Below are 18291 nucleotides of genomic sequence, written 5' to 3'. Positions count from 1 at the left end.
AGGCTGGTTACTCTCAATAACCAGCCTTTTTTGAATTTCTTAATCATCCCGCGGTTTGGTCCGGCTGGGGATTTGCATGAGTATTCTCCCCTTCTTCAGTTCCGGCTGTAGCGTTGTCTTTGTTACCAAAAACCTCATGGATCCATTTTTCGGCGCCCGGAAAATGCTCTTTCAGCGCTTCGGACCCTTTTGTTTTTAGTTCGGAAAAATAATCCTTAGCCTGGTCTGTTGCTTTAAGAGCCTCGCCCTTCAGGTTACTGGCCTTTTCTTTAAGGTTATTCATCATTTTTTCTTTTTCCTCCGGACTCATACTGGCGTATTTGCCCGCAGCCAGTCCTGCCAATGCTCCCAGGATGAAAGTGGCAATGTGTTTGTTGCTAACCATTTTTAATGATTTAATTTATAATAGGTTTCCTAAAATTAAATCAAATTTTGTACCCTTTTAATCGGTTTCGGTTAATGGTCAATTTAACTGCGGTGAACAGCAGATTTTAGCAGGCGAAACATATCATTTACTTCTTTCCACCCGGTTTTGTCTTTTGCGTTGCCGGATATATGACGTTCATTTCTTTGATCAGATGACCCGCATCTGCAAACTTGTCAATTATAAAGAGCACATAACGGATATCAACCATGATATTCCGGCAGATCGATGCATCATAATAAATATCACTCATGGTCCCCTCCCAGACGCGGTCAAAATTCAGCCCAACAAGGTGACCGTTTGCGTCCAGCGCCGGACTTCCACTATTGCCCCCGGTAGTGTGGTTGCTGGCAATAAAACAAACCGGCATCTTCCCGTTTTTACTATAGTTGCCATAATCTTTTTTTCGATATAGCTCGCGGAGTTTATTGGGGACATCAAATTCATAATCTCCGGGAATATACTTTTCCATGACCCCGTCCAGGTAAGTATAATAATCATAATATCTACCATCTGCAGGCTGGTAGCCATCTACTTTTCCATAAGCTACCCTCAATGTGCTGTTCGCATCGGGGTAGAAAGTTTTATTTTTCAATACATCCATCTGGGCCTGCATGTACCCCCGCTGTAACTGATTAATGACCGGCTGAATTTCGTCCAGCCTACGCAGTACAGTGTCGTTGAAATGTATAGCCATCGCCCGCAGAAGCCTGGCAGCCTCGTCTGATTGCAAAAACCTGAATAAGTCATCCGGATTGTTTTGCAGCAGATCGATCACCTTCTTGCCATCCGCAAAAGGAGAGCGGCTATAAAGCTCCGCTGCCCATAGTGTGTAATCCTTTTTATTTTCATCCAGTTTCTGCCTTGCCATCGGCTCTACAAATCGGTCTTCCTGGTTTTCGAGGTACAATTGCATCATCGCAGAAAACTGTTCCTTATCAACCGACGTATTAAAATCTTTATAAAAATTCTTCAGCCACTCCGTCGTTTCAGCAATCGATGTTGAAAACGCATTACCCGTTGATGTCAGCCTGGCTTCCTGAAGCGATTCCAGCTTCGAGATGATCGTAAAAAGCTCTATTTTACTGACCGTTTCCAGGTAATAATCCCTGGCCAAGGCATAGGGTTTGATGGTAATATATGCCTGGTTGAGTTCTGGTAATACCTTTTCATATTTGGCTTTTAATAATGGCTGCTGGTTCAGTGCCTGAAGAAACTCCGCTTCTCTCTTTTTTTTCATTTCCACCGCCGTGGTTTTTGTCAGACCTAAAACCTCACCCTGCCATTTTTTCCAGGCGTTGCTGACTCCCGCGTATTTGGATGCGTACTGGATCTTTACAGCTTCATTAGCCCGCATATGTTTATTAAGCACGGCAAGTGCACGCGTCCGGATGAGGATTTTCGCAGGATCAAGGGTAGTGACAATTTGCTCTACCGCCTCGCTGGGAAGATATTCCGTTGTACGCCCCGGAAAACCAAAGATCATCGTAAAATCGTTCTTATTCATCCCCTTGAGCGATATTGTCAGAGATTTTTTTGGTTTATAAGGCACATTATCCGGCGAGTAATCGGCTGGTTTGTTGTCTTTCCCCGCATAGATCCGGAACAGACTGAAATCGCCGGTGTGGCGGGGCCAGACCCAGTTATCGGTATCCTGTCCAAAATTGCCAATCGAGGATGGTGGTGCTCCAACCAGCCTGATATCTCTATAGGTTTCAGTCACAAACAGATAATAGCGGTTCCCTTCAAAAAAAGGCCGGATCAGTAGATCCTGGTAGCTTTCCTTTCTAGTTTCTTTTTTTAATATATTAATATTATGATCTATGCGTGACTGCCGTTCATTTTCTTTCATAACATCGCTGACTCCATTCAGCACTTTTTCTGAAACGTCGGTTATACTCACAATAAACGTCACAAAAAGTCCGACATTGGCCAGTTCCTTAGTGGTATTGCCCGCCCAGAAACCGTCCCTGATATAATTGTGATCCAGGGTGGAATGTGACTGGACGGACCTGAATCCACAGTGGTGATTTGTGAGTACCAACCCTTTTTCGGAAATCACTTCGCCGGTGCAAAAACCTCCAAAACTGACAATAGCATCTTTCAGACTACCTTTATTGATACTATAAATATCTGAAGCGTTGATTTTCATACCCAGGCTTTTCATCCGCTTTTGATTCAGTTGCTCAAGTAATTGGGGTAACCACATGCCTTCATCGGCTCTTCCAAAAAAGGGAAACAGAATCAGCATTAAAACAATGAGAATATGAATCTTTCGCATACGGTTGATATTTAATGACAAAACAGTTTTAGAAAAGCAAGATTTTGGTGTGATTTTCGAAAAACTTATCCCCAAAGATATGTTAATTGGGCGTTAGTAATGTTAATAATCGGCCGTGGAACGTTAACAGGCTCGATAGTACTTAGCCAATAACTGCCTGTGTTTTAATCTAAATCAAAAAACAAGATTTAAGTTCGGCTTTTTCCAGCCAATATTAACATCAGTTTAATTCTATATAAATCAAAAAGTTTTCCCGGCTCTGAAATTTACAATCTTGTGGAAAACATTAAACTATCGATTGCAAAACACCCACTAGCTTGTGAATAAACCAGGGATTTTTGTGAATAACTCAAATTCTTTACTTTTGTAGTTCTGGCCCGAATTATTTATCCACGAATTCACAGTCCTAATAATAATAGGGTTTTTTTATAAAAATATATATTATTAATTATTAGGCTTGTTGATATCTGCCGGGCAGAAAGAAATTTGAGTTGTTTGGTTTGAGTTGTATCATTGCAATTCGAAAATCATCTGTTATGACTACCGGAATTTTAGAAAGCGCGATACAGGAACTTGACGGAAATGGTTTCCTGGATATAGCGGTTGATCCGCAAGTAGATCTCTTTGCCGAGATTGAGAGGCTGAAGAAGGAAAAGAATGCAGTCGTTTTGGCTCACTACTACCAGGAGGCTGATATTCAGGATATCGCGGATTATATCGGCGACAGTTTGGGGCTTGCGCAGGAGGCAAAAAAAACAGATGCGGACATGATCGTTTTTGCCGGTGTGCATTTCATGGCGGAGACCGCGAAGATCCTGAATCCCACGAAGAAAGTGTTGATACCGGATTTCAAAGCCGGTTGTTCCCTTAGCGACAGTTGTCCCCCGCCGTTGTTCAGAAAGTTTAAGGAAGAGCATCCTGATCATGTGGTGGTCAGCTACATCAATTGCAGCGCCGGTATCAAAGCGTTGAGTGATGTAATCGTCACCAGCAGTAACGCGAAGGCGATTGTGGATAGTTACGATAAGGATCAGAAAATAATATTTGCTCCCGATAGAAACCTGGGTGCTTATCTGAATAAAGTGACCGGCCGGGATATGCTGCTTTGGAACGGCGCCTGTATGGTTCACGAGATTTTTAGCCTGGAAAAGATCACCAAACTGAAATTGCAGCATCCGGATGCGAAGGTCATTGCCCATCCTGAATGTGAAGAACCGGTGCTGAAAGTCGCCGATTTTATTGGTTCTACAACGGGTTTGCTGAAATTTACTCAGAAGGATGATTCAATGAAATATATAGTGGCTACCGAGACGGGAATTTTACACCAGATGGAAAAAGCCAGTCCCTACAAAACATTTATACCCGCACCGCCCGATAATAGTTGTGCCTGCAATGATTGTCCGCATATGAAGCGGAATACGCTTGAAAAAGTTTATTTATGTATGGAGTATGAAATGCCGGAGATAACGATGGATGAAGAACTGAGGCTCGGTGCCAAAAAATCGATCGACCGGATGTTGGATATCAGTAGCAGAGCTGGATTATAAATATTCACTATTTAGGGATAAAATCGGGATCTAACGATAAGGGATTATTTCTTTTTCACCCCGACAAGTTCAAAACTTTCATCAATCCATTCTTTAAGCAAGTCATTGCTGACCGAACCGTCTGCAATAATTGTATTCCAGTGTTTTTTATTCATATGGTAACCGGGAAGTATGCAGGAATATTCTTCCCTCAGTTGTACAGCTTTTTCGGGATCGCACTTGACGTTGAATTGTACGGGATTTTGATCCAAGCCTGCCAATAAAAAAATCTTTCCATTTATCTTATACACCAGTGTATCGGGACCAAAAGGAAAATCCTCTTCTGCGCCCGGCCTGGACAGGCAGTAATCACGGAGTTCTTCAATATTCACTGTCACGAATCCTAGTATTATATAAATTTTTCGTTTTTGTTACGTTTCACATCATTCACAAAGTTTTTTATTTCCTGTTCTTTTTCTTTTTTGCAAATCATAAGAACGTCGTTGGTGTCCACCACAATGTAATCGTCCAGACCCTGCAATAAGACCAGTTTTTTATCGGGAACATTGACTATGCAATTGTGGGTATCATAGATCATCACATCCGAGCCCACCACGGCATTTTCAAAGTAGTCCTTTGGCATGTTTTGGTAGGCGCTGTTCCAGGACCCCAGGTCACTCCAAAAAAATGATCCTGGAATAACATAGACGTTGGGGGCTTTTTCCATGATGCCGAAGTCGATGGAGATGCTCGGACATTTAGCATAAACATCTCCAATTATTTTCTTTTCATCCCTGGTATTAAGTTTGTCTTTTTCTCCGGCGAAGAGTTCAAAGATCTCTGGTAAATGTTGTTCGAAGGCCTGGAGGATGCTTTGTGTTTTCCAGATGAAAATACCAGAGTTCCACAGAAAATCCCCGCTTTTCAAAAATATTTTCGCCAGATCCAGGTTTGGTTTTTCTGTGAACGTCTTAACCTTAAAGATCCCTGGCGCTACTTCTTCGTGACTACGCTGAATATAGCCGTAGCCGGTATTGGGACTCGTGGGAAGGATACCGATGGTAACGAGCGCATTCAGGTGTAAAGCAAAGCCAAAGGCCTTATCAATCACAGATTTGAATTTCTCTTCTTCCTGGATCATATTATCAGCCGGGGCGGCGATCATCACTGCTGAGGGGTTCACCTTATGAATTTTAAAGGCGATATAGGCAATGCAGGGAGCCGTATTTTTTCTGAAAGGTTCTGCTACGATATTTTCGGGTTTGAGATCCGGGAGGTGTTGAAGCACCAATGGAATATAATCGACAGAAGTGACTACGAATATATTTTCTACCGGGACAATTTTGCGATAGCGATCGAAGGTGGTTTGTATGAGTGACCGGCCGGTCCCGAGAATATCTAAAAACTGTTTAGGATGGTCTGTCCGGCTCTTTGGCCAGAACCGGCTTCCGATGCCCCCGGCCATAATAGCTACATAATGATTCTGATTCATATTTGGTTTAAATTAATCCTTCTTTCAGTAAGTCGTGGATATGAATAACACCTAAGTATTTTTTTTCCTCAGTTACGATTAATTGGGTGATGGAATTTTTTCGCATCATGTCAAGGGCTGTCACTGCCAGTTCCCCACCGCCAATCGTTTTCGGGTTCAGGGTCATAATATCCCGGGCTGCGATATTTTCAATATCTGCATTTCGTTCAAGCATTCGCCGAAGGTCTCCGTCCGTAATGATACCAATGAGATCGCGGTCCTCTGTAACAACGGCTGCCACTCCCAACCTTTTCCTGGTCATTTCTACGATAACTTCCTTCAGGGACTGATTAGCCAGGACCGCGGGTTTTTCGTTATCCGTATATACATCCGACACCCGAAGATATAGTTTTTTGCCAAGCGTTCCGCCAGGATGAAACTTGGCGTAATCACCCTCTCTGAAGCCCCGGACTTCCATCAGGCTTATTGCCAGGGCATCTCCCATTACCATCTGTGCGGTAGTGCTGCTGGTCGGAGCCAGGTTATTTGGACAGGCTTCCTGGCTCACCATGGTGTTCAGAATATAATCCGCATGCTTTGCGAGAAAAGAGTGTGTATTGCCGACAAATGCGATCAGGGGATTGCCAAAGTGCTTAATCAGCGGGACAAGTGCCTTTATCTCGGGACTGCTGCCGCTGTTACTTATTATAATCACGGCATCACCTTCCTGAACCATGCCCAGGTCACCATGCAGCGCATCGGCTGCGTGCAGGAAAAGGGAGGGGGTGCCGGTGGAGTTGAGGGTAGCCACTATTTTTTGGGCTACCAGGGCGCTTTTGCCTATTCCACTGATGACCACGCGACCCTTCAATGTCGAAATCAAAGACACCACTGATTCAAAGTCCTGATCCAGGGAGTCGCTGAGGGATTTAATAGCTTCCGCCTCCAGCAAAAATGTCTTTCGGGCCGTTTCCAGAATGTTCTGAGACATAAAATTAGATTTATTCCTTACGGTGATGAGGTCACAAAAGTATCGTTTCCGTTCAGAATAATTTTAACCATTTATATTTTACCAGAAGGCTGCTGTTGGTTATCTTTAAAGACTCTAAACCTAAATATATTTTTTTATATCACGGATTTGGCGTAACTTTTAACGTTTATTCACTATGGATGAACAAAACAGGTTTTTGTGCCCGGTTATTGAAGGTAAGTTGATGACTGGCGGGAATGCCTAAAACACTTAAACAGAGAAAAGTGCAGAGAAAAGAAGCGGCTCTTAAGCCGGTCAGAAAAGCAAAAAAAAGCAATACAAAAGAGCCAGCCAACGGTAAGTTGGATTTACGCAAGGAATTAAAAGAAAATTTTGGATTTTCAAATTTCAAAGGGAACCAGGAAGAGATCATTGAATCACTAATGTCCGGGAAGGACACCTTTGTGATCATGCCCACCGGGGGAGGGAAAAGCCTTTGCTATCAGCTACCCGGGGTTGTGATGGATGGGGTGGCGATCATCGTGTCACCACTTATCGCTCTGATGAAAAACCAGGTTGACCTGGTACGTGGGTATAATAGCAATGACGAAGTAGCTCATTTTTTAAATTCAACCCTGACAAAAAAAGAGATTCGCGAAGTTCATGATGATCTGTTGGACGGAAAGACCAAATTATTATATGTTGCGCCTGAAACGCTGACCAAGGAAGACAACCTGTCGTTTTTCAGCGATTTGAAGATTTCCTTTTTTGCGGTGGATGAGGCCCACTGTATTTCAGAGTGGGGTCATGACTTCCGGCCGGAGTATCGAAGATTAAGGGAGATGATGGACCGGATCAATCCGGATCTGCCCGTTATTGCGCTTACAGCGACGGCTACGCCAAAAGTGCAGAGTGATATCATCAAAAACCTAGACCTGAGGGAACCCAATATTTATATTTCCTCATTTAACAGGCCGAACCTGTATTATGAGATCCAGCCAAAGATTAAGAAGGGCCAGACGGACGAGAGTATTGTGCGTTTTATTAAAGGAATGCACCACAAAAGCGGGATTATTTACACCCTCAACCGAAAAACCACTGAGGAGCTGGCTGGTATCCTGATGGCCAACGGGATCAAGGCTGTGGCATATCACGCCGGACTGGACAGCAAGCTGCGAACGGAGAGGCAGGACAAATTTTTGAGCGAGGATGTGCAAGTGATTGTCGCGACAATTGCTTTTGGGATGGGAATCGATAAACCCGATATCCGGTTTGTCATCCATTATAATATTCCGAAATCGATCGAAAACTATTATCAGGAAACCGGGCGCGCCGGCCGCGATGGAATGGAGGGGAAGTGTATCCTCTATTATTCCCACAAAGACGTGAGTAAGCTGGAGCACCTGATGCGCGACAAACCGCTGAGTGAAAGGGAAGTGGGTACCCAACTGATCAATGAAACGGTGGCCTATGCAGAAAGTGGTGTATGCCGACGGAAAGTGATCCTGAGTTATTTTGGTGAGAGTTACGAAAAAGAAAATTGTGGAAATTGTGATAACTGCCTCCATCCGAAAGAAAAGATAGAGGCTAAGACGCATGTTGTGCAGGTGCTGAAAGTAATCAAAGACCTGGACGAACGTTTTGCTACAGATTACGTTGTGAATATATTGATCGGCCGGAACACGCCCCAGATCAAGATGTTCAGACATGAGGGGTTGGCGACTTTCGGAAGCGGCCGCGATAAAGATGCCCATTTCTGGAATTCATTGATCCGGCAAATGCTGCTGGAGGGTTTGCTGAAGAAGGATATCGAGGAATATGGGGTGTTGAAGTTTACCAAAGAAGGGATTGCCTTTAGTAAAAAGCCGAAGTCGTTCAAGATTGTGTTAAACAACACTTTCGATGAGGCTCAGGGCGATGATGAAGAGGGCCGCGATTCTTCCGAAGGAGGCGCAGCCGATCCCAAATTGTATGAGATGCTGGTGGAATTGAGGCAGAAGGAGGCAAAGAAAAAGAACCTGCCGCCTTTTGTGATCTTCCTGGAAAACTCGTTGCAGGATATGGCAACGATGTACCCGACCACCATTGCCGAGCTGGAGAAATGCCAGGGGGTAAGCCGGGGAAAGGCCATGCGGTATGGGAAACCGTTTGTTGAGCTAATCGCCAGGTATGTGGAAGAAAATGAGATTGAGCGCCCGGATGATTTTGTTATGAAAAGTGTGGTCAACAAGAGTGGTAATAAAGTTTATATTATCCAGCAAACAGACAAAAAGATCCCGTTAGAGATCATTGCGAGGACTAAGGGCTGGAAAATTGATGAGTTGTTAGAGGAAATGGAAACGATCGCTGCCAGTGGCACCAAGCTGAACCTGGGCTATGCCATTGACGAGATGCTGGATGAGACCGAGCAGGAGGAGATCATGGATTATTTCAAGGGGAGCGAGACTTCCTCACTTGATGTGGCACAGGGGGAGTTGTCGGACTTTGATTTCAGTCCTGAGCAACTAAAGATCATGCGTATACAGTTTCTTTGTGAGTATGGCATGTAAAAATTCCCCGAAAAGTTGAATTATTATATTGATTCGGTTATCTTTGCAGCCCTGTTGACCAGCCGTTCTGGCTTTATGTGTGCAGGTGTAGGTAAGGTGCGGTAGCTCAGTTGGTAGAGCAAAGGACTGAAAATCCTTGTGTCGGCGGTTCGATCCCGCCCCACACCACAGATTAGCAAATCCGTGCGAGTTTCTTACTTGTACGGGTTTTTTGTTTCGATGATTTTCGTTTGTTATTTGTGAGATTGAAAATACTTGTGTCGCCCCGATAAAGATCGGGGCCCACACCACAGATTGAAAATACTTGTGTCGCCCCGACCTTCTTCGGGGCCCACGAGAATTTTGAGACATCAATTTACCGATAATTCGAGATTTTTTCGATAATCGCTTCAGTAATAGTCAAGCGCCCCTCCATTCCATAGGGTAATGCTGAAACAATACACTCTTTTATATTTTTATTATCCAATAGGTTTTGGCATTGGCTTGCCAGGTATTTTTGTAGATTGTTATCGCTGGTGTTTGCGACTGCGTCAGTCAAAGTGGTTATGTTATCCATCAGGTAAATAATGTCCTCAAAATCGTGGCTCGTACGTAAATCCTTCCCGCCACGGCTATTCATGGCTTCAAATTTAGATGCCAGGTAGTACTCTACGGGGAAAATATAAATTTGGACACGATCATCCAATGATTTTATTTCCCTATTCGCGATGCCTGAGTCATACCATTGATTGCTAAATCCAAGAATTTTTTCGTCCGTTGGCATTATGTCAACAATTAAATTATCATAAAGCCATCGGCAAATAGGGGCAGATTTTGACTGATCATTGACAAATCCCAATTTTCTAAGTTCATCCTCCAGGGCATAATAATCTGTTCTCGAACTTATTTCAATTACACAATCGATGTCTTTTGTGGGGCGTATATCCGAAGCTGCGGGATCATCAACATATAGTTCGGCAATAGCACCGCCAACGAACACAACTTCGTCTTTAAGATGCGCGAGGCCTTCCACGACCTTTATGATCATCTCGGTGTTAGCTGACATATTCCAATCGTTTGTCTAATTCTGAAATAGCAATCTCGATTTCTCTTACCCGACCAATTCGTAAGGTATCAACAATTACAAGGAGCTCGTAAAGAGCTAAGTTGGTCGACACAATTTTTGGAACCGTTTTATAAAGGGGTTCCACGGATAACCCGCGCCTGGTTCCGCTTGCGGCCTTCCAAACAAAAATGTCTTCGCCTTCGGTAATTAGATCCTTAATGGGGGGTGCCGAATGAGCTGTTGCGATACCCCGCACTTTAGGGCCAAGTTTCGCCGGGAACACATATTTCAATCCATGAATTAAAAACTCTCGAAGCGCTTGTTTATTTACCCGGTCTTTTGTTTGATTTATAAAACCAGACTCTATGAGGCGGTCAAAGACGGAAGACACTTCGGCGGGACTTATCAGTAATGAGTCTGCGATCGCCGCCTGGGTGAATTGCTCCCCTTTAAGAGAAACGACCTTTAATATGACTAGTATATCTTGCGATTTCATAAAATTCCCGATTCACGAATTGTGAATAAGCATATCTTAATGACTGATTTTCAAATTTATAATGTTGCGGTTTATTGCAATTTACGACTTTGTGTTCTAAAACAGTAATTAATTGCATATACCGCTCTTGGTTTTCACGCATTATCTCGTTTCTTCTGAATATCCTTAACTATTACAGCACTATCAGATTTTGAGAACACGATATAGCTTCGGCACGATTTTTCGGTTATGTGGCCGGTAATAACCGTGCATCCGAAAGGCGAACCCTGCTGGAAGCGGAAATTTTACAACGCGGTTTTCTCGCAATAATGATAGAAAAAACCGTATCTTTGAGAGGCGGGCGAGAAAATGAAGAAACTGAAAGTAAAAGAAGTTTTGACGATGCTAAAAGAAGATAGCTGGTTTTTGTGTGCCCAGGAAGGTAGCCATCGTCAGTTTAAACATCCGGCAAAGCAGGGAAAGGTAACCGTCAATGGTAAACCCAGTGATACACTTTCCCGGGAATTATTGAATAGTATTTTTAAACAGGCCAGTTGGCGTTAACGAAATGAAAGCGAAAACAGTAAAAGTATTGATCGATTGGGATGAAAATTATGGTGCATTCAGCGAAGCAATGCCTGGTTGTGTGGCAACAGATAAGACCGTTGAGGGTGTAAAAAAGGTCTACGCTTCTGCACTTGAATTTCATTTGGATGGCATGCGTAAAGATCGCGACAGTATCCCGGATATTTTTAAAGGGAAGTATCAGTTAGAGTTCGAATTATCAGCCCAGGCGCTCTTGCATAGATTCGATGGAATACTGACGCGGGCGGCGCTCTCCCGGATTACCGGGATCAACGAAAAACTGCTTGGTCACTATATGAGCGGCTACCGAACGCCACGCCCGGCAAGACGACAGAAAATTGTGGAGGGGATTCATAAAGTTGGTAATGAATTGTTGGAGATCACATAACTTACGTTTTTGCAAATTTTTCAGAACATTTTGTAATCGCACCGCTACAGCTTCCCGCTAACCCTTCAACCTAAAATCAAAATCCAATAATTCGTCGTTGACAATCTTAAGTTTCTTTATGTCGGGGTGCAAAGGATCAATAACGACTATCAGTTCCTGGGGAATGATAGAGGAGGGTAAGGCATAAGCAAGCGTTTGTTTGTTCTGCAATAGCTGCGTACCGAAATTCCGGGTCGAAACCGGAGGCGGTTTATCTCTCCAGTCTGACGACAGGTTGCTGACTTCTATTTCTAAAATGCAATCATCCGGAATGAACAAAGTCCGCATCGTGAACTTCGAATAGATGTAACTTTCCCTGGTAATATTTGCCATATTTTCAACAAGAGCGAGGGCTCTCGTTTCCGCCGCGTATATACAAAATATCCCTTTGCTATTCCATCGTCCCGGAGCAATGGATGCACCAATTCCTTTGAGGTCTTCTTCCAGATGTTTATTCCTGGTTATACGATATACGGTCATAGCAATCGATTATGAATATACGCCATAGTCAATACGGCCAATCAAATCCTTTACTTCCTGAAAACCATACATGGTGTCTAAAAAATCGATGGGCTTTTTATTGCCTAAAGAAACGTTTTCAGTTCTCATCCATTTGTTAAAACCTTCTCTGTTTTCAAACACATCATAGCCGTACGAATAAAGATCGGCGATTCTGTAAATCTTATCACTTTCCGAGACTTCGTAGGTAAAGGTGGCGGGTTTTTGTGTTATTGTTTGCCGGGTTAGACCGAGTATAAAGGCGACTTTTTCGTATTCTAAACCGGTTACATCTTTCAGATGTAGCAATTCCTTTTGTGAAATACCACGTTTGATTTTAAGAATTGCCTGGGTGGTACTTGTTTTATATTCAGCCTCACTTCTAGCGTTTAACAGACTTTTTCCTTTATATGGTAATAGTTTTTCTTTTGCCGGTTTATTGATATTACCACGCTTTGAAATGTTGGTTGATCTATCCTGAGCTTTACCCATAAAAACCTTTTTATCCAAAGTTAAATAATTTACGTTGGATTGTAAAATTGTTTACATGTCTGGATGCAGCGGCGATAGGCGGACCGAATCTTGCGCCACTCAGCCGGGGACTTTTTACGTTTGGTGTAAATATGAAATAGATACCGGCGGTTATCATGCAATCGAATGTTGGTCGGGGTGTGTTTCAGAATTAACGCCTGGATGTTCAACGACTAATACAACCATGTGTATTCCTCAAGTTAGTTAGGGTTTATGCAAGCGCATTATAATTTGGCGCAGTCTCGTTGAAAAGGGTGATAAATTTAGTAATTTCGAGTATTGGAGATGTTTAACGTTGGTTGGATATTTAAATGCTTTCCATAATGAGTTTGTATTCTCAAGTACCCCATTTTGCCAGATGGATTATGTTGTTTAGCTTGTTGCAGCCGTGGAATGCTATATATTCCCAAAATAGAATAGATAGCCTGATTCATTTGCTTGAAGCCAATTATCAACAGGAGAAGATCTATTTATGTCGAGATAAAGCTGAATATATATCCGGGGAGTCAATTTTTTTGAAAGGGTTCGTTTTTGCGGGATACCAGCTATCTGACATTTCTTCCAATTTGTTTGTCGAAATATTGGATAAACAGAAAAATCTTATCGCGAAAAGCGTTTCGCCTGTTTTTAAAGGGATAACCGAAACAGTTGTAAGATTACCGGACACCATAAGTACCGGAGTTTACTACCTCAGGGCATACACCAAATGGATGTTGAACTTTGATGAGAGGTTTCAATATGCCCAACCCATTGTTATATATAATCCAAAAACAGACGTATCATTTACCCCTGATTTGACAAAGTGGGATTTTAGAGCTGTTCCCGAAGGAGAGAAATTGTTAGACGGGGTTCCAGCCAAGCTCGCGATTAGGTTCTTTGACTTGGAGCGGCCGACTATCGTTGCTAAGATTAAATTATTCGATAGAACTGAAAACACCGTCGTAGAAGGCTTTAGCCCGCTTGATCAGAACGTCGCTGTTTGTCGATTTACACCGCTATTCGGCCATACCTATGAAGCTGAAGTAACAGATTCTTTTGGGATGACAAGAAAACAAGTGTTGCCACAAGTGGTCCAAAGCGGTGTAGTTTTAAACGTCCTGCAAAATGACACCTCCATTGATTACCTAATTAGTTCGGTTAGGCAGCCGGATGTGAGATCTTTTCGGTTAGTTGGGACGATTGATAACATCATTGTTTATAAGGCCAGTATTAAAATGTCGGGAGATGTTTTTAGCAGAAGCGTTTCTACAAAAGAGTTTCCCGCGGGGGTGTTGCGCCTTTCGCTATTTGATGATGCCTATAATTTGCAAGCAGAACGATTGTGTTTTGTCTACCCCAAAGCTCCAGGAACGCCAAATGTTCGAACAATCAAGAAAAATTTGAGGGCAAGAGGTGAAAACGAAGTATCAATAGAAGCAGATTCATCGGCGATTTTATTCGTAACAGCTTTTGATGATGAGGATGGCAGAGTGACGTCATTGCCTGACATTGTAAGTTCGTTTTGGCTAACTTCTGATTTTGTTAGAGAAATAAAAGACGCTGGCCAGTATTTCAACGATGTGAGTCGCGATAAGAAACAGGCTTTGGATGGCATCATGATTTCTGAAAAATGGGAGCGGTTTGATTGGCAGAAAGTATTATCCGGTTCTTTTCCGAAAGTAATTTACCAGGATGATGGATACCTGGCATTTTCGGGGCAGGCAGAGTACAAAGATAAACCGTTTCCCGGCGCTAAAATATCTTTCATTGTTCATTATCCTGATTCAACTAAGCAGGTATTGCTAGTTGAAACCGATGACGATGGGAAATTCGTTTTAAGGGATTTGATATTTGAGGAGTCAGCCAGCATAGATTACTTTCTGCAGGATAAAAAGGTCGACAGGATATATTTTACTATCCGGTTCTCACCGGGACTACAATGGTATCCTTACAAAATGATGCTGCCGAAAAATAATCTTGTTGCAATTAAAAAGGATGTACGTTTCGAAGCCAGGCTTTTGAATGAGATCAACACGCTTAGGAATGACGCGGCATTGAACAAGCGTGTAAAGGAGTTGGAGGAAGTTGTGGTTTGGACAAAGACGAAATCGGCGACGCAGGCTTTAAACGAAAAGCTTAGTTCAGGTAGATTTTATAATTCACGGGAAACGATTTATGATTTTGTGAATAAAGAGCAGATGACTACCGCAACATCCGTCTTACAGTTTGTATCGGCAAGGGTGTTGTGTGATAATTACCACCCTTGCAGTTATTTTGTAGATGAATTTCCCGTGACCAGGCAGGACCTGTCTCAGATTTTAATAAATGATGTAGCTATGATCAAGATCCAGGGAAAGCTAAACGCACATATCATTCTGGTATATTTAAAAACCGGAGGAGAATTTGTCGGAGTAAATCGGAATAGCGGCAAAAACACCATCTCTGTGGCGGGATACGAGAAAGCTGAGAACGTTCGGTTGAATTATTCAATGCCAGAATATCGCAATGCGATTTCAAAGGATAGCAGAGTTGTTTTATTATGGAGTGATTTATTGGTTTCCGATGGTCAGACCGAAAATACTCGTGTCATATTTTTCAATAATGATTTTTCGAAAAGGATACGCGTTTCAGTTATGGGAATCGATGGAAACGGCGAACCGTTTAGTTTGAGGGAATCATACTGAGCGATAGTGGATCGTGAGTTCTTTGGGGTTGAAGGAACTCTCATATGAAAGGGTTTGCAGGTTTGTATCTCTGCGAGGGCTGTTTGGCTTGCCAGCTACTTTTTTAGGCCGGTATCGTTGTAACATACTACGTTATGATGAAGCTTATGAAGTATATTATAGTAAATGCGGTTTTGTGCCTGACTTATGCGACGTTGAGTTATAAGATCGGCGGTGATTCATATGATCCGGTGGGTACAGGATATAGATTTTGCTTTTTTGTATCACTGCATCTGTTGGGTATTATTTTTTTTGAGTTGATCAGGAACGGCCCAGGCAAGCCTAAAAAAGTTCAAAATTCTATAAGTGGATATATGATTCGTCGGTTTTATACCCTCATTTTACCTCAAAGGTTGTAACAGCGCCTCCTGCGACTCCATGCTGCGATAGCCCCTCCACGACCACAGCAAATTTGCCGGTCAGGTCCGACGAGTAGAATATGGAGCTTGTAGATGTATTTCCGGTTAATGTCAGGTTTGGATTCCAATAGAGCGTTGTCCGGTAGTCAGGTAAATGGCTCGCCAGGTTCTCAGGGCTGGCATAAACCGGAGAATAAAATTCCCTTTCAGCCTGCAATCCCTCATATTCAACAACCGTTGCGTTTGATGACAAATTGTAATTGCTGAGGGCCGGTTTATAGGTTTTCCAATTTAAAATGCCGTCAAAGACCATCGGGCCGTAAATATATCTTTGCGCAACCACTTCGAGTAATCTCAACTTTAACGGATCAAACTCGAAGAATTTGGTGAAGTCGAAAACCGGTACGCCATCGAGGAGATTCAAAGGACGTCCGGGTAAATATCGTTGTGCAACTGGGTCAACGATCGGAAGTTCCACTTGTCCATTTCGCCTGCGGACATTTACCAACACAACGTATTCGCGCAAGATCTCTTCCATACTTGTAAAGCGAGTATAGCGTTCCAGCTCATAACGAAAATCGGGCTTAACGTAGAAAGAGGCCGTATCAGTGGACGGTGGATAAACAAATCGATTCATTTTATCAGAGACATACATATTCTGAACCTGCACGGCAACACTCCGCTTCAGCACAGTATTGGGGTATTGCACCGGCCTGACAAAGGGTCTTACATGCGCACGGGTGTATTCCTGGCTGAAGGGGGAGTTTATTTGTATCTTAAAGATACTATCCTGGGTTAAAGGATTTGTTTGTGTGATGATGATATTACCGCCAATGAAGCTGTTCATCTCGTATTTTACTGTTCCATCACGGTGACTCACTGCCGAACTGAATTGTGTCAGATCAGCCGGTGAGCCAATATAGGTGCCCACCTGGGCTGCGGGTTGTCCCGTGACACTATGCGTAACCTTTCCTGTAATAATATGCCCCCTGATTTCCGGCGGGTAATCAAACCGAAGTTTTTTGCCGGCCAGCACATCGGACCATTTGAATCTTCGCCAGCCCTGGGTTAGCATGAGGTTATCGGCGGCGGCTTCTGCTTCTTTGGTGTCTGTGAAATAATAAAACGGATCTTCTACCAGGCCCTTCAGGTCAGATGACAGATATAAGTAATGCAGAATATTTTTGTTGTCGATATTCTGTAGGGAGTCGAGTAAATATACCGACATGGAAAGTTTTGCCGAGTCTGTGCCCCGCAGTTGATGAGATGAAAGACTGATGTTGATCTCGTTCCGTTTTTCATACGAGGCACGGTTTGTACTAATTGAAAGATCGAGGTCTTTCTGGGGTCGCCTGAAATATAGCCTTTCGCTTACAGGTGTATTGTTGCTACTAAAAAGGGTGAGTTGTGAAACGCCCTCTCCCAAATCAGATTCTCTGAAGCTAAAGGTTGCCCGGCCGTTTAACACCGGTGCGGTTTGCGAGACTTTCACCGAAGACCTGGTATGGGCAAGAAGTTGTAGCTGTTTGTGATTATCATCATTGGTTATTGCCGCAACGGTTATGTTGCCGCCCTGGCCTTTCGAAAGCGACATGACCACTCCTTTCTCCAGAATTGCCGGCAGGTTTTTTCTGATGGGATCAACAGCCGGAGATATGATAATTGCCGAATATGTATAACCCGGGTGCGGTGTAAATATAAAATTTCCCATTCCGTTGTGGCTAGCAGTAAAGCGAAGCAGGGTGTCCACGTTTTCGAGCAGCAAGCCATTCACCGGTACGCCCTTGCCGGTATAATCTACCGCTTTGAACCCTATCTTACTTTGAATTCCGCTTACCAGGTCACCACCCTCGGGGAAGAACTGCACATCGATATTTTTGGGTGAGTGATTTTTATTGACTGTCGGGAACTTGTTCAGATTGAGTATAGTGATCTCTTTCTCGAAGAAATAATCCGGGCTAAAGTTTTTCATCCAATTGGTGTACGCGCGTAACTTATAATATCCTGATGCTATGTTAGTCGGGAGGTGAACAGAGGCGTTTCCCTCACCACGGTATAACCCGGTCTTTATCTGAGACACAGGGACATTGGCGCTGTCAAGAATTTCTACATACGCGACCTTGCTCAGATTAATGGGCTTATTGGAAACTGCATCCGTATAATATAATTTTAACCAGAGTATCTCCCCTGTGAGATAATAATTTTTATCAGTATGCACGTAAATCTTTTCCCGAATCCCGGTGGACGCGTATTCATTCAGTTTGCTCGTAATATCACTGTGAAGTGATGTTTGCGCATGCAGAGGAGTCGACATCAGCAAGATCTGAAGAAAGAGGAGAGCGCAAATGGCTTTCTTCACCGGGGTGCAAAAACCTGAGTGTCCGGCCTGCGCATATTCTAATTCGGGAATGACAATATTTGAAAGTATATTTTCCATTAAATGAAAAG

Annotated in this window: 15 protein-coding genes and 1 tRNA gene; 6 read left to right on the top strand and 10 right to left on the bottom strand. The window is 43.2% G+C overall.

Annotated features, from left to right (window positions below; translation table 11 throughout):
- Positions 1-43: 43 nt before the first annotated feature.
- Together AC3WS5_RS02585 and AC3WS5_RS02580 are read right to left on the bottom strand one after the other, a co-directional pair.
- Positions 44-385, bottom strand: a complete 342-nt coding sequence (locus AC3WS5_RS02585; protein WP_492465634.1) for a hypothetical protein — start codon at positions 383-385, stop codon at positions 44-46.
- 127 nt (positions 386-512) lie between these two features.
- On the bottom strand, positions 513-2705 hold the full coding sequence (locus AC3WS5_RS02580) for a S46 family peptidase (protein WP_492465633.1): 2193 nt from the start codon (positions 2703-2705) through the stop codon (positions 513-515).
- A 536-nt stretch (positions 2706-3241) separates the two neighbouring features.
- Here AC3WS5_RS02580 and nadA point away from each other — a divergent pair.
- A complete protein-coding gene (nadA, locus tag AC3WS5_RS02575) occupies positions 3242-4252 on the top strand; it encodes a quinolinate synthase NadA (protein WP_492465632.1) in 1011 nt (336 codons plus the stop codon).
- Positions 4253-4296: 44 nt separating this feature from the next.
- Here the strand turns inward: nadA and AC3WS5_RS02570 are convergent, their stop codons facing one another.
- The 3 genes from AC3WS5_RS02570 to AC3WS5_RS02560 are packed head-to-tail and all read right to left on the bottom strand — an operon-like array spanning position 4297 to position 6693.
- A complete protein-coding gene (locus AC3WS5_RS02570) occupies positions 4297-4629 on the bottom strand; it encodes an MmcQ/YjbR family DNA-binding protein (RefSeq protein ID WP_492465631.1) in 333 nt (110 codons plus the stop codon).
- An 11-nt stretch (positions 4630-4640) separates the two neighbouring features.
- Positions 4641-5723 carry a mannose-1-phosphate guanylyltransferase gene (locus AC3WS5_RS02565; protein ID WP_492465630.1) on the bottom strand — a complete coding sequence of 361 codons (1083 nt, stop codon included), beginning with the start codon at positions 5721-5723 and terminating at the stop codon, positions 4641-4643.
- A 7-nt stretch (positions 5724-5730) separates the two neighbouring features.
- Positions 5731-6693, bottom strand: a complete 963-nt coding sequence (locus AC3WS5_RS02560) for a KpsF/GutQ family sugar-phosphate isomerase (protein ID WP_492465629.1) — start codon at positions 6691-6693, stop codon at positions 5731-5733.
- 263 nt (positions 6694-6956) lie between these two features.
- Between AC3WS5_RS02560 and recQ the strand changes: the two genes are divergently transcribed.
- The gene (gene recQ, locus AC3WS5_RS02555) at positions 6957-9221 is read left to right on the top strand and encodes a DNA helicase RecQ (protein WP_492465628.1); all 2265 of its coding nucleotides are present in this window, start codon (positions 6957-6959) and stop codon (positions 9219-9221) included.
- A 95-nt stretch (positions 9222-9316) separates the two neighbouring features.
- A tRNA-Phe gene (locus AC3WS5_RS02550) sits at positions 9317-9389 on the top strand.
- 187 nt (positions 9390-9576) lie between these two features.
- On the opposite strand, the gene AC3WS5_RS02545 is transcribed toward AC3WS5_RS02550, so the two are convergent.
- On the bottom strand, positions 9577-10266 hold the full coding sequence (locus tag AC3WS5_RS02545; protein ID WP_492465627.1) for a nucleotidyl transferase AbiEii/AbiGii toxin family protein: 690 nt from the start codon (positions 10264-10266) through the stop codon (positions 9577-9579).
- Entirely contained in the window at positions 10256-10762 is a 507-nt protein-coding gene (locus AC3WS5_RS02540; protein ID WP_492465626.1) for a hypothetical protein, read from the bottom strand. The genes AC3WS5_RS02545 and AC3WS5_RS02540 overlap by 11 nt, the downstream gene beginning before the upstream one ends.
- A 348-nt stretch (positions 10763-11110) precedes the next feature.
- On the opposite strand from AC3WS5_RS02540, the gene AC3WS5_RS02535 reads away from it, so the two are divergent.
- Together AC3WS5_RS02535 and AC3WS5_RS02530 are read left to right on the top strand one after the other, a co-directional pair.
- Complete coding sequence (locus tag AC3WS5_RS02535; RefSeq protein WP_492465625.1) at positions 11111-11305, top strand: type II toxin-antitoxin system HicA family toxin; 195 nt, start codon at positions 11111-11113, stop codon at positions 11303-11305.
- A 4-nt stretch (positions 11306-11309) separates the two neighbouring features.
- Positions 11310-11714, top strand: a complete 405-nt coding sequence (locus AC3WS5_RS02530; RefSeq protein ID WP_492465624.1) for a type II toxin-antitoxin system HicB family antitoxin — start codon at positions 11310-11312, stop codon at positions 11712-11714.
- A 57-nt stretch (positions 11715-11771) separates the two neighbouring features.
- On the opposite strand, the gene AC3WS5_RS02525 is transcribed toward AC3WS5_RS02530, so the two are convergent.
- Together AC3WS5_RS02525 and AC3WS5_RS02520 are read right to left on the bottom strand one after the other, a co-directional pair.
- Complete coding sequence (locus AC3WS5_RS02525; protein WP_492465623.1) at positions 11772-12233, bottom strand: RES family NAD+ phosphorylase; 462 nt, start codon at positions 12231-12233, stop codon at positions 11772-11774.
- Between the two features lie 9 nt (positions 12234-12242).
- Positions 12243-12761 (bottom strand): Xre family toxin-antitoxin system antitoxin, encoded by a 519-nt coding sequence (locus AC3WS5_RS02520; protein ID WP_492465622.1) that lies wholly within the window; start codon positions 12759-12761, stop codon positions 12243-12245.
- Between the two features lie 602 nt (positions 12762-13363).
- Here AC3WS5_RS02520 and AC3WS5_RS02515 point away from each other — a divergent pair.
- Complete coding sequence (locus AC3WS5_RS02515; protein WP_492465621.1) at positions 13364-15445, top strand: hypothetical protein; 2082 nt, start codon at positions 13364-13366, stop codon at positions 15443-15445.
- Between the two features lie 375 nt (positions 15446-15820).
- On the opposite strand, the gene AC3WS5_RS02510 is transcribed toward AC3WS5_RS02515, so the two are convergent.
- On the bottom strand, positions 15821-18280 hold the full coding sequence (locus AC3WS5_RS02510) for a hypothetical protein (RefSeq protein ID WP_492465620.1): 2460 nt from the start codon (positions 18278-18280) through the stop codon (positions 15821-15823).
- Positions 18281-18291 lie beyond the last annotated feature (11 nt).

It is taken from the genome of Niabella sp. CPT15-335-S11, assembly GCF_058792415.1.
This window is presented reverse-complemented; position numbering and strand designations above follow the sequence as displayed.

Excerpts from the sequence above, each read along its gene's own strand:
- AC3WS5_RS02580 (WP_492465633.1), bottom strand. The coding sequence starts at position 2,705 with ATGCGAAAGATTCATATTCTCATTGTTTTAATGCTGATTCTGTTTCCC.
- AC3WS5_RS02530 (WP_492465624.1), top strand. The coding sequence starts at position 11,310 with ATGAAAGCGAAAACAGTAAAAGTATTGATCGATTGGGATGAAAATTAT.
- AC3WS5_RS02585 (WP_492465634.1), bottom strand. The coding sequence starts at position 385 with ATGGTTAGCAACAAACACATTGCCACTTTCATCCTGGGAGCATTGGCA.
- AC3WS5_RS02535 (WP_492465625.1), top strand. The coding sequence starts at position 11,111 with ATGAAGAAACTGAAAGTAAAAGAAGTTTTGACGATGCTAAAAGAAGAT.
- AC3WS5_RS02510 (WP_492465620.1), bottom strand. The coding sequence starts at position 18,280 with ATGGAAAATATACTTTCAAATATTGTCATTCCCGAATTAGAATATGCG.
- nadA (WP_492465632.1), top strand. The coding sequence starts at position 3,242 with ATGACTACCGGAATTTTAGAAAGCGCGATACAGGAACTTGACGGAAAT.
- AC3WS5_RS02525 (WP_492465623.1), bottom strand. The coding sequence starts at position 12,233 with ATGACCGTATATCGTATAACCAGGAATAAACATCTGGAAGAAGACCTC.
- AC3WS5_RS02545 (WP_492465627.1), bottom strand. The coding sequence starts at position 10,266 with ATGTCAGCTAACACCGAGATGATCATAAAGGTCGTGGAAGGCCTCGCG.
- AC3WS5_RS02560 (WP_492465629.1), bottom strand. The coding sequence starts at position 6,693 with ATGTCTCAGAACATTCTGGAAACGGCCCGAAAGACATTTTTGCTGGAG.
- AC3WS5_RS02565 (WP_492465630.1), bottom strand. The coding sequence starts at position 5,723 with ATGAATCAGAATCATTATGTAGCTATTATGGCCGGGGGCATCGGAAGC.
- AC3WS5_RS02540 (WP_492465626.1), bottom strand. The coding sequence starts at position 10,762 with ATGAAATCGCAAGATATACTAGTCATATTAAAGGTCGTTTCTCTTAAA.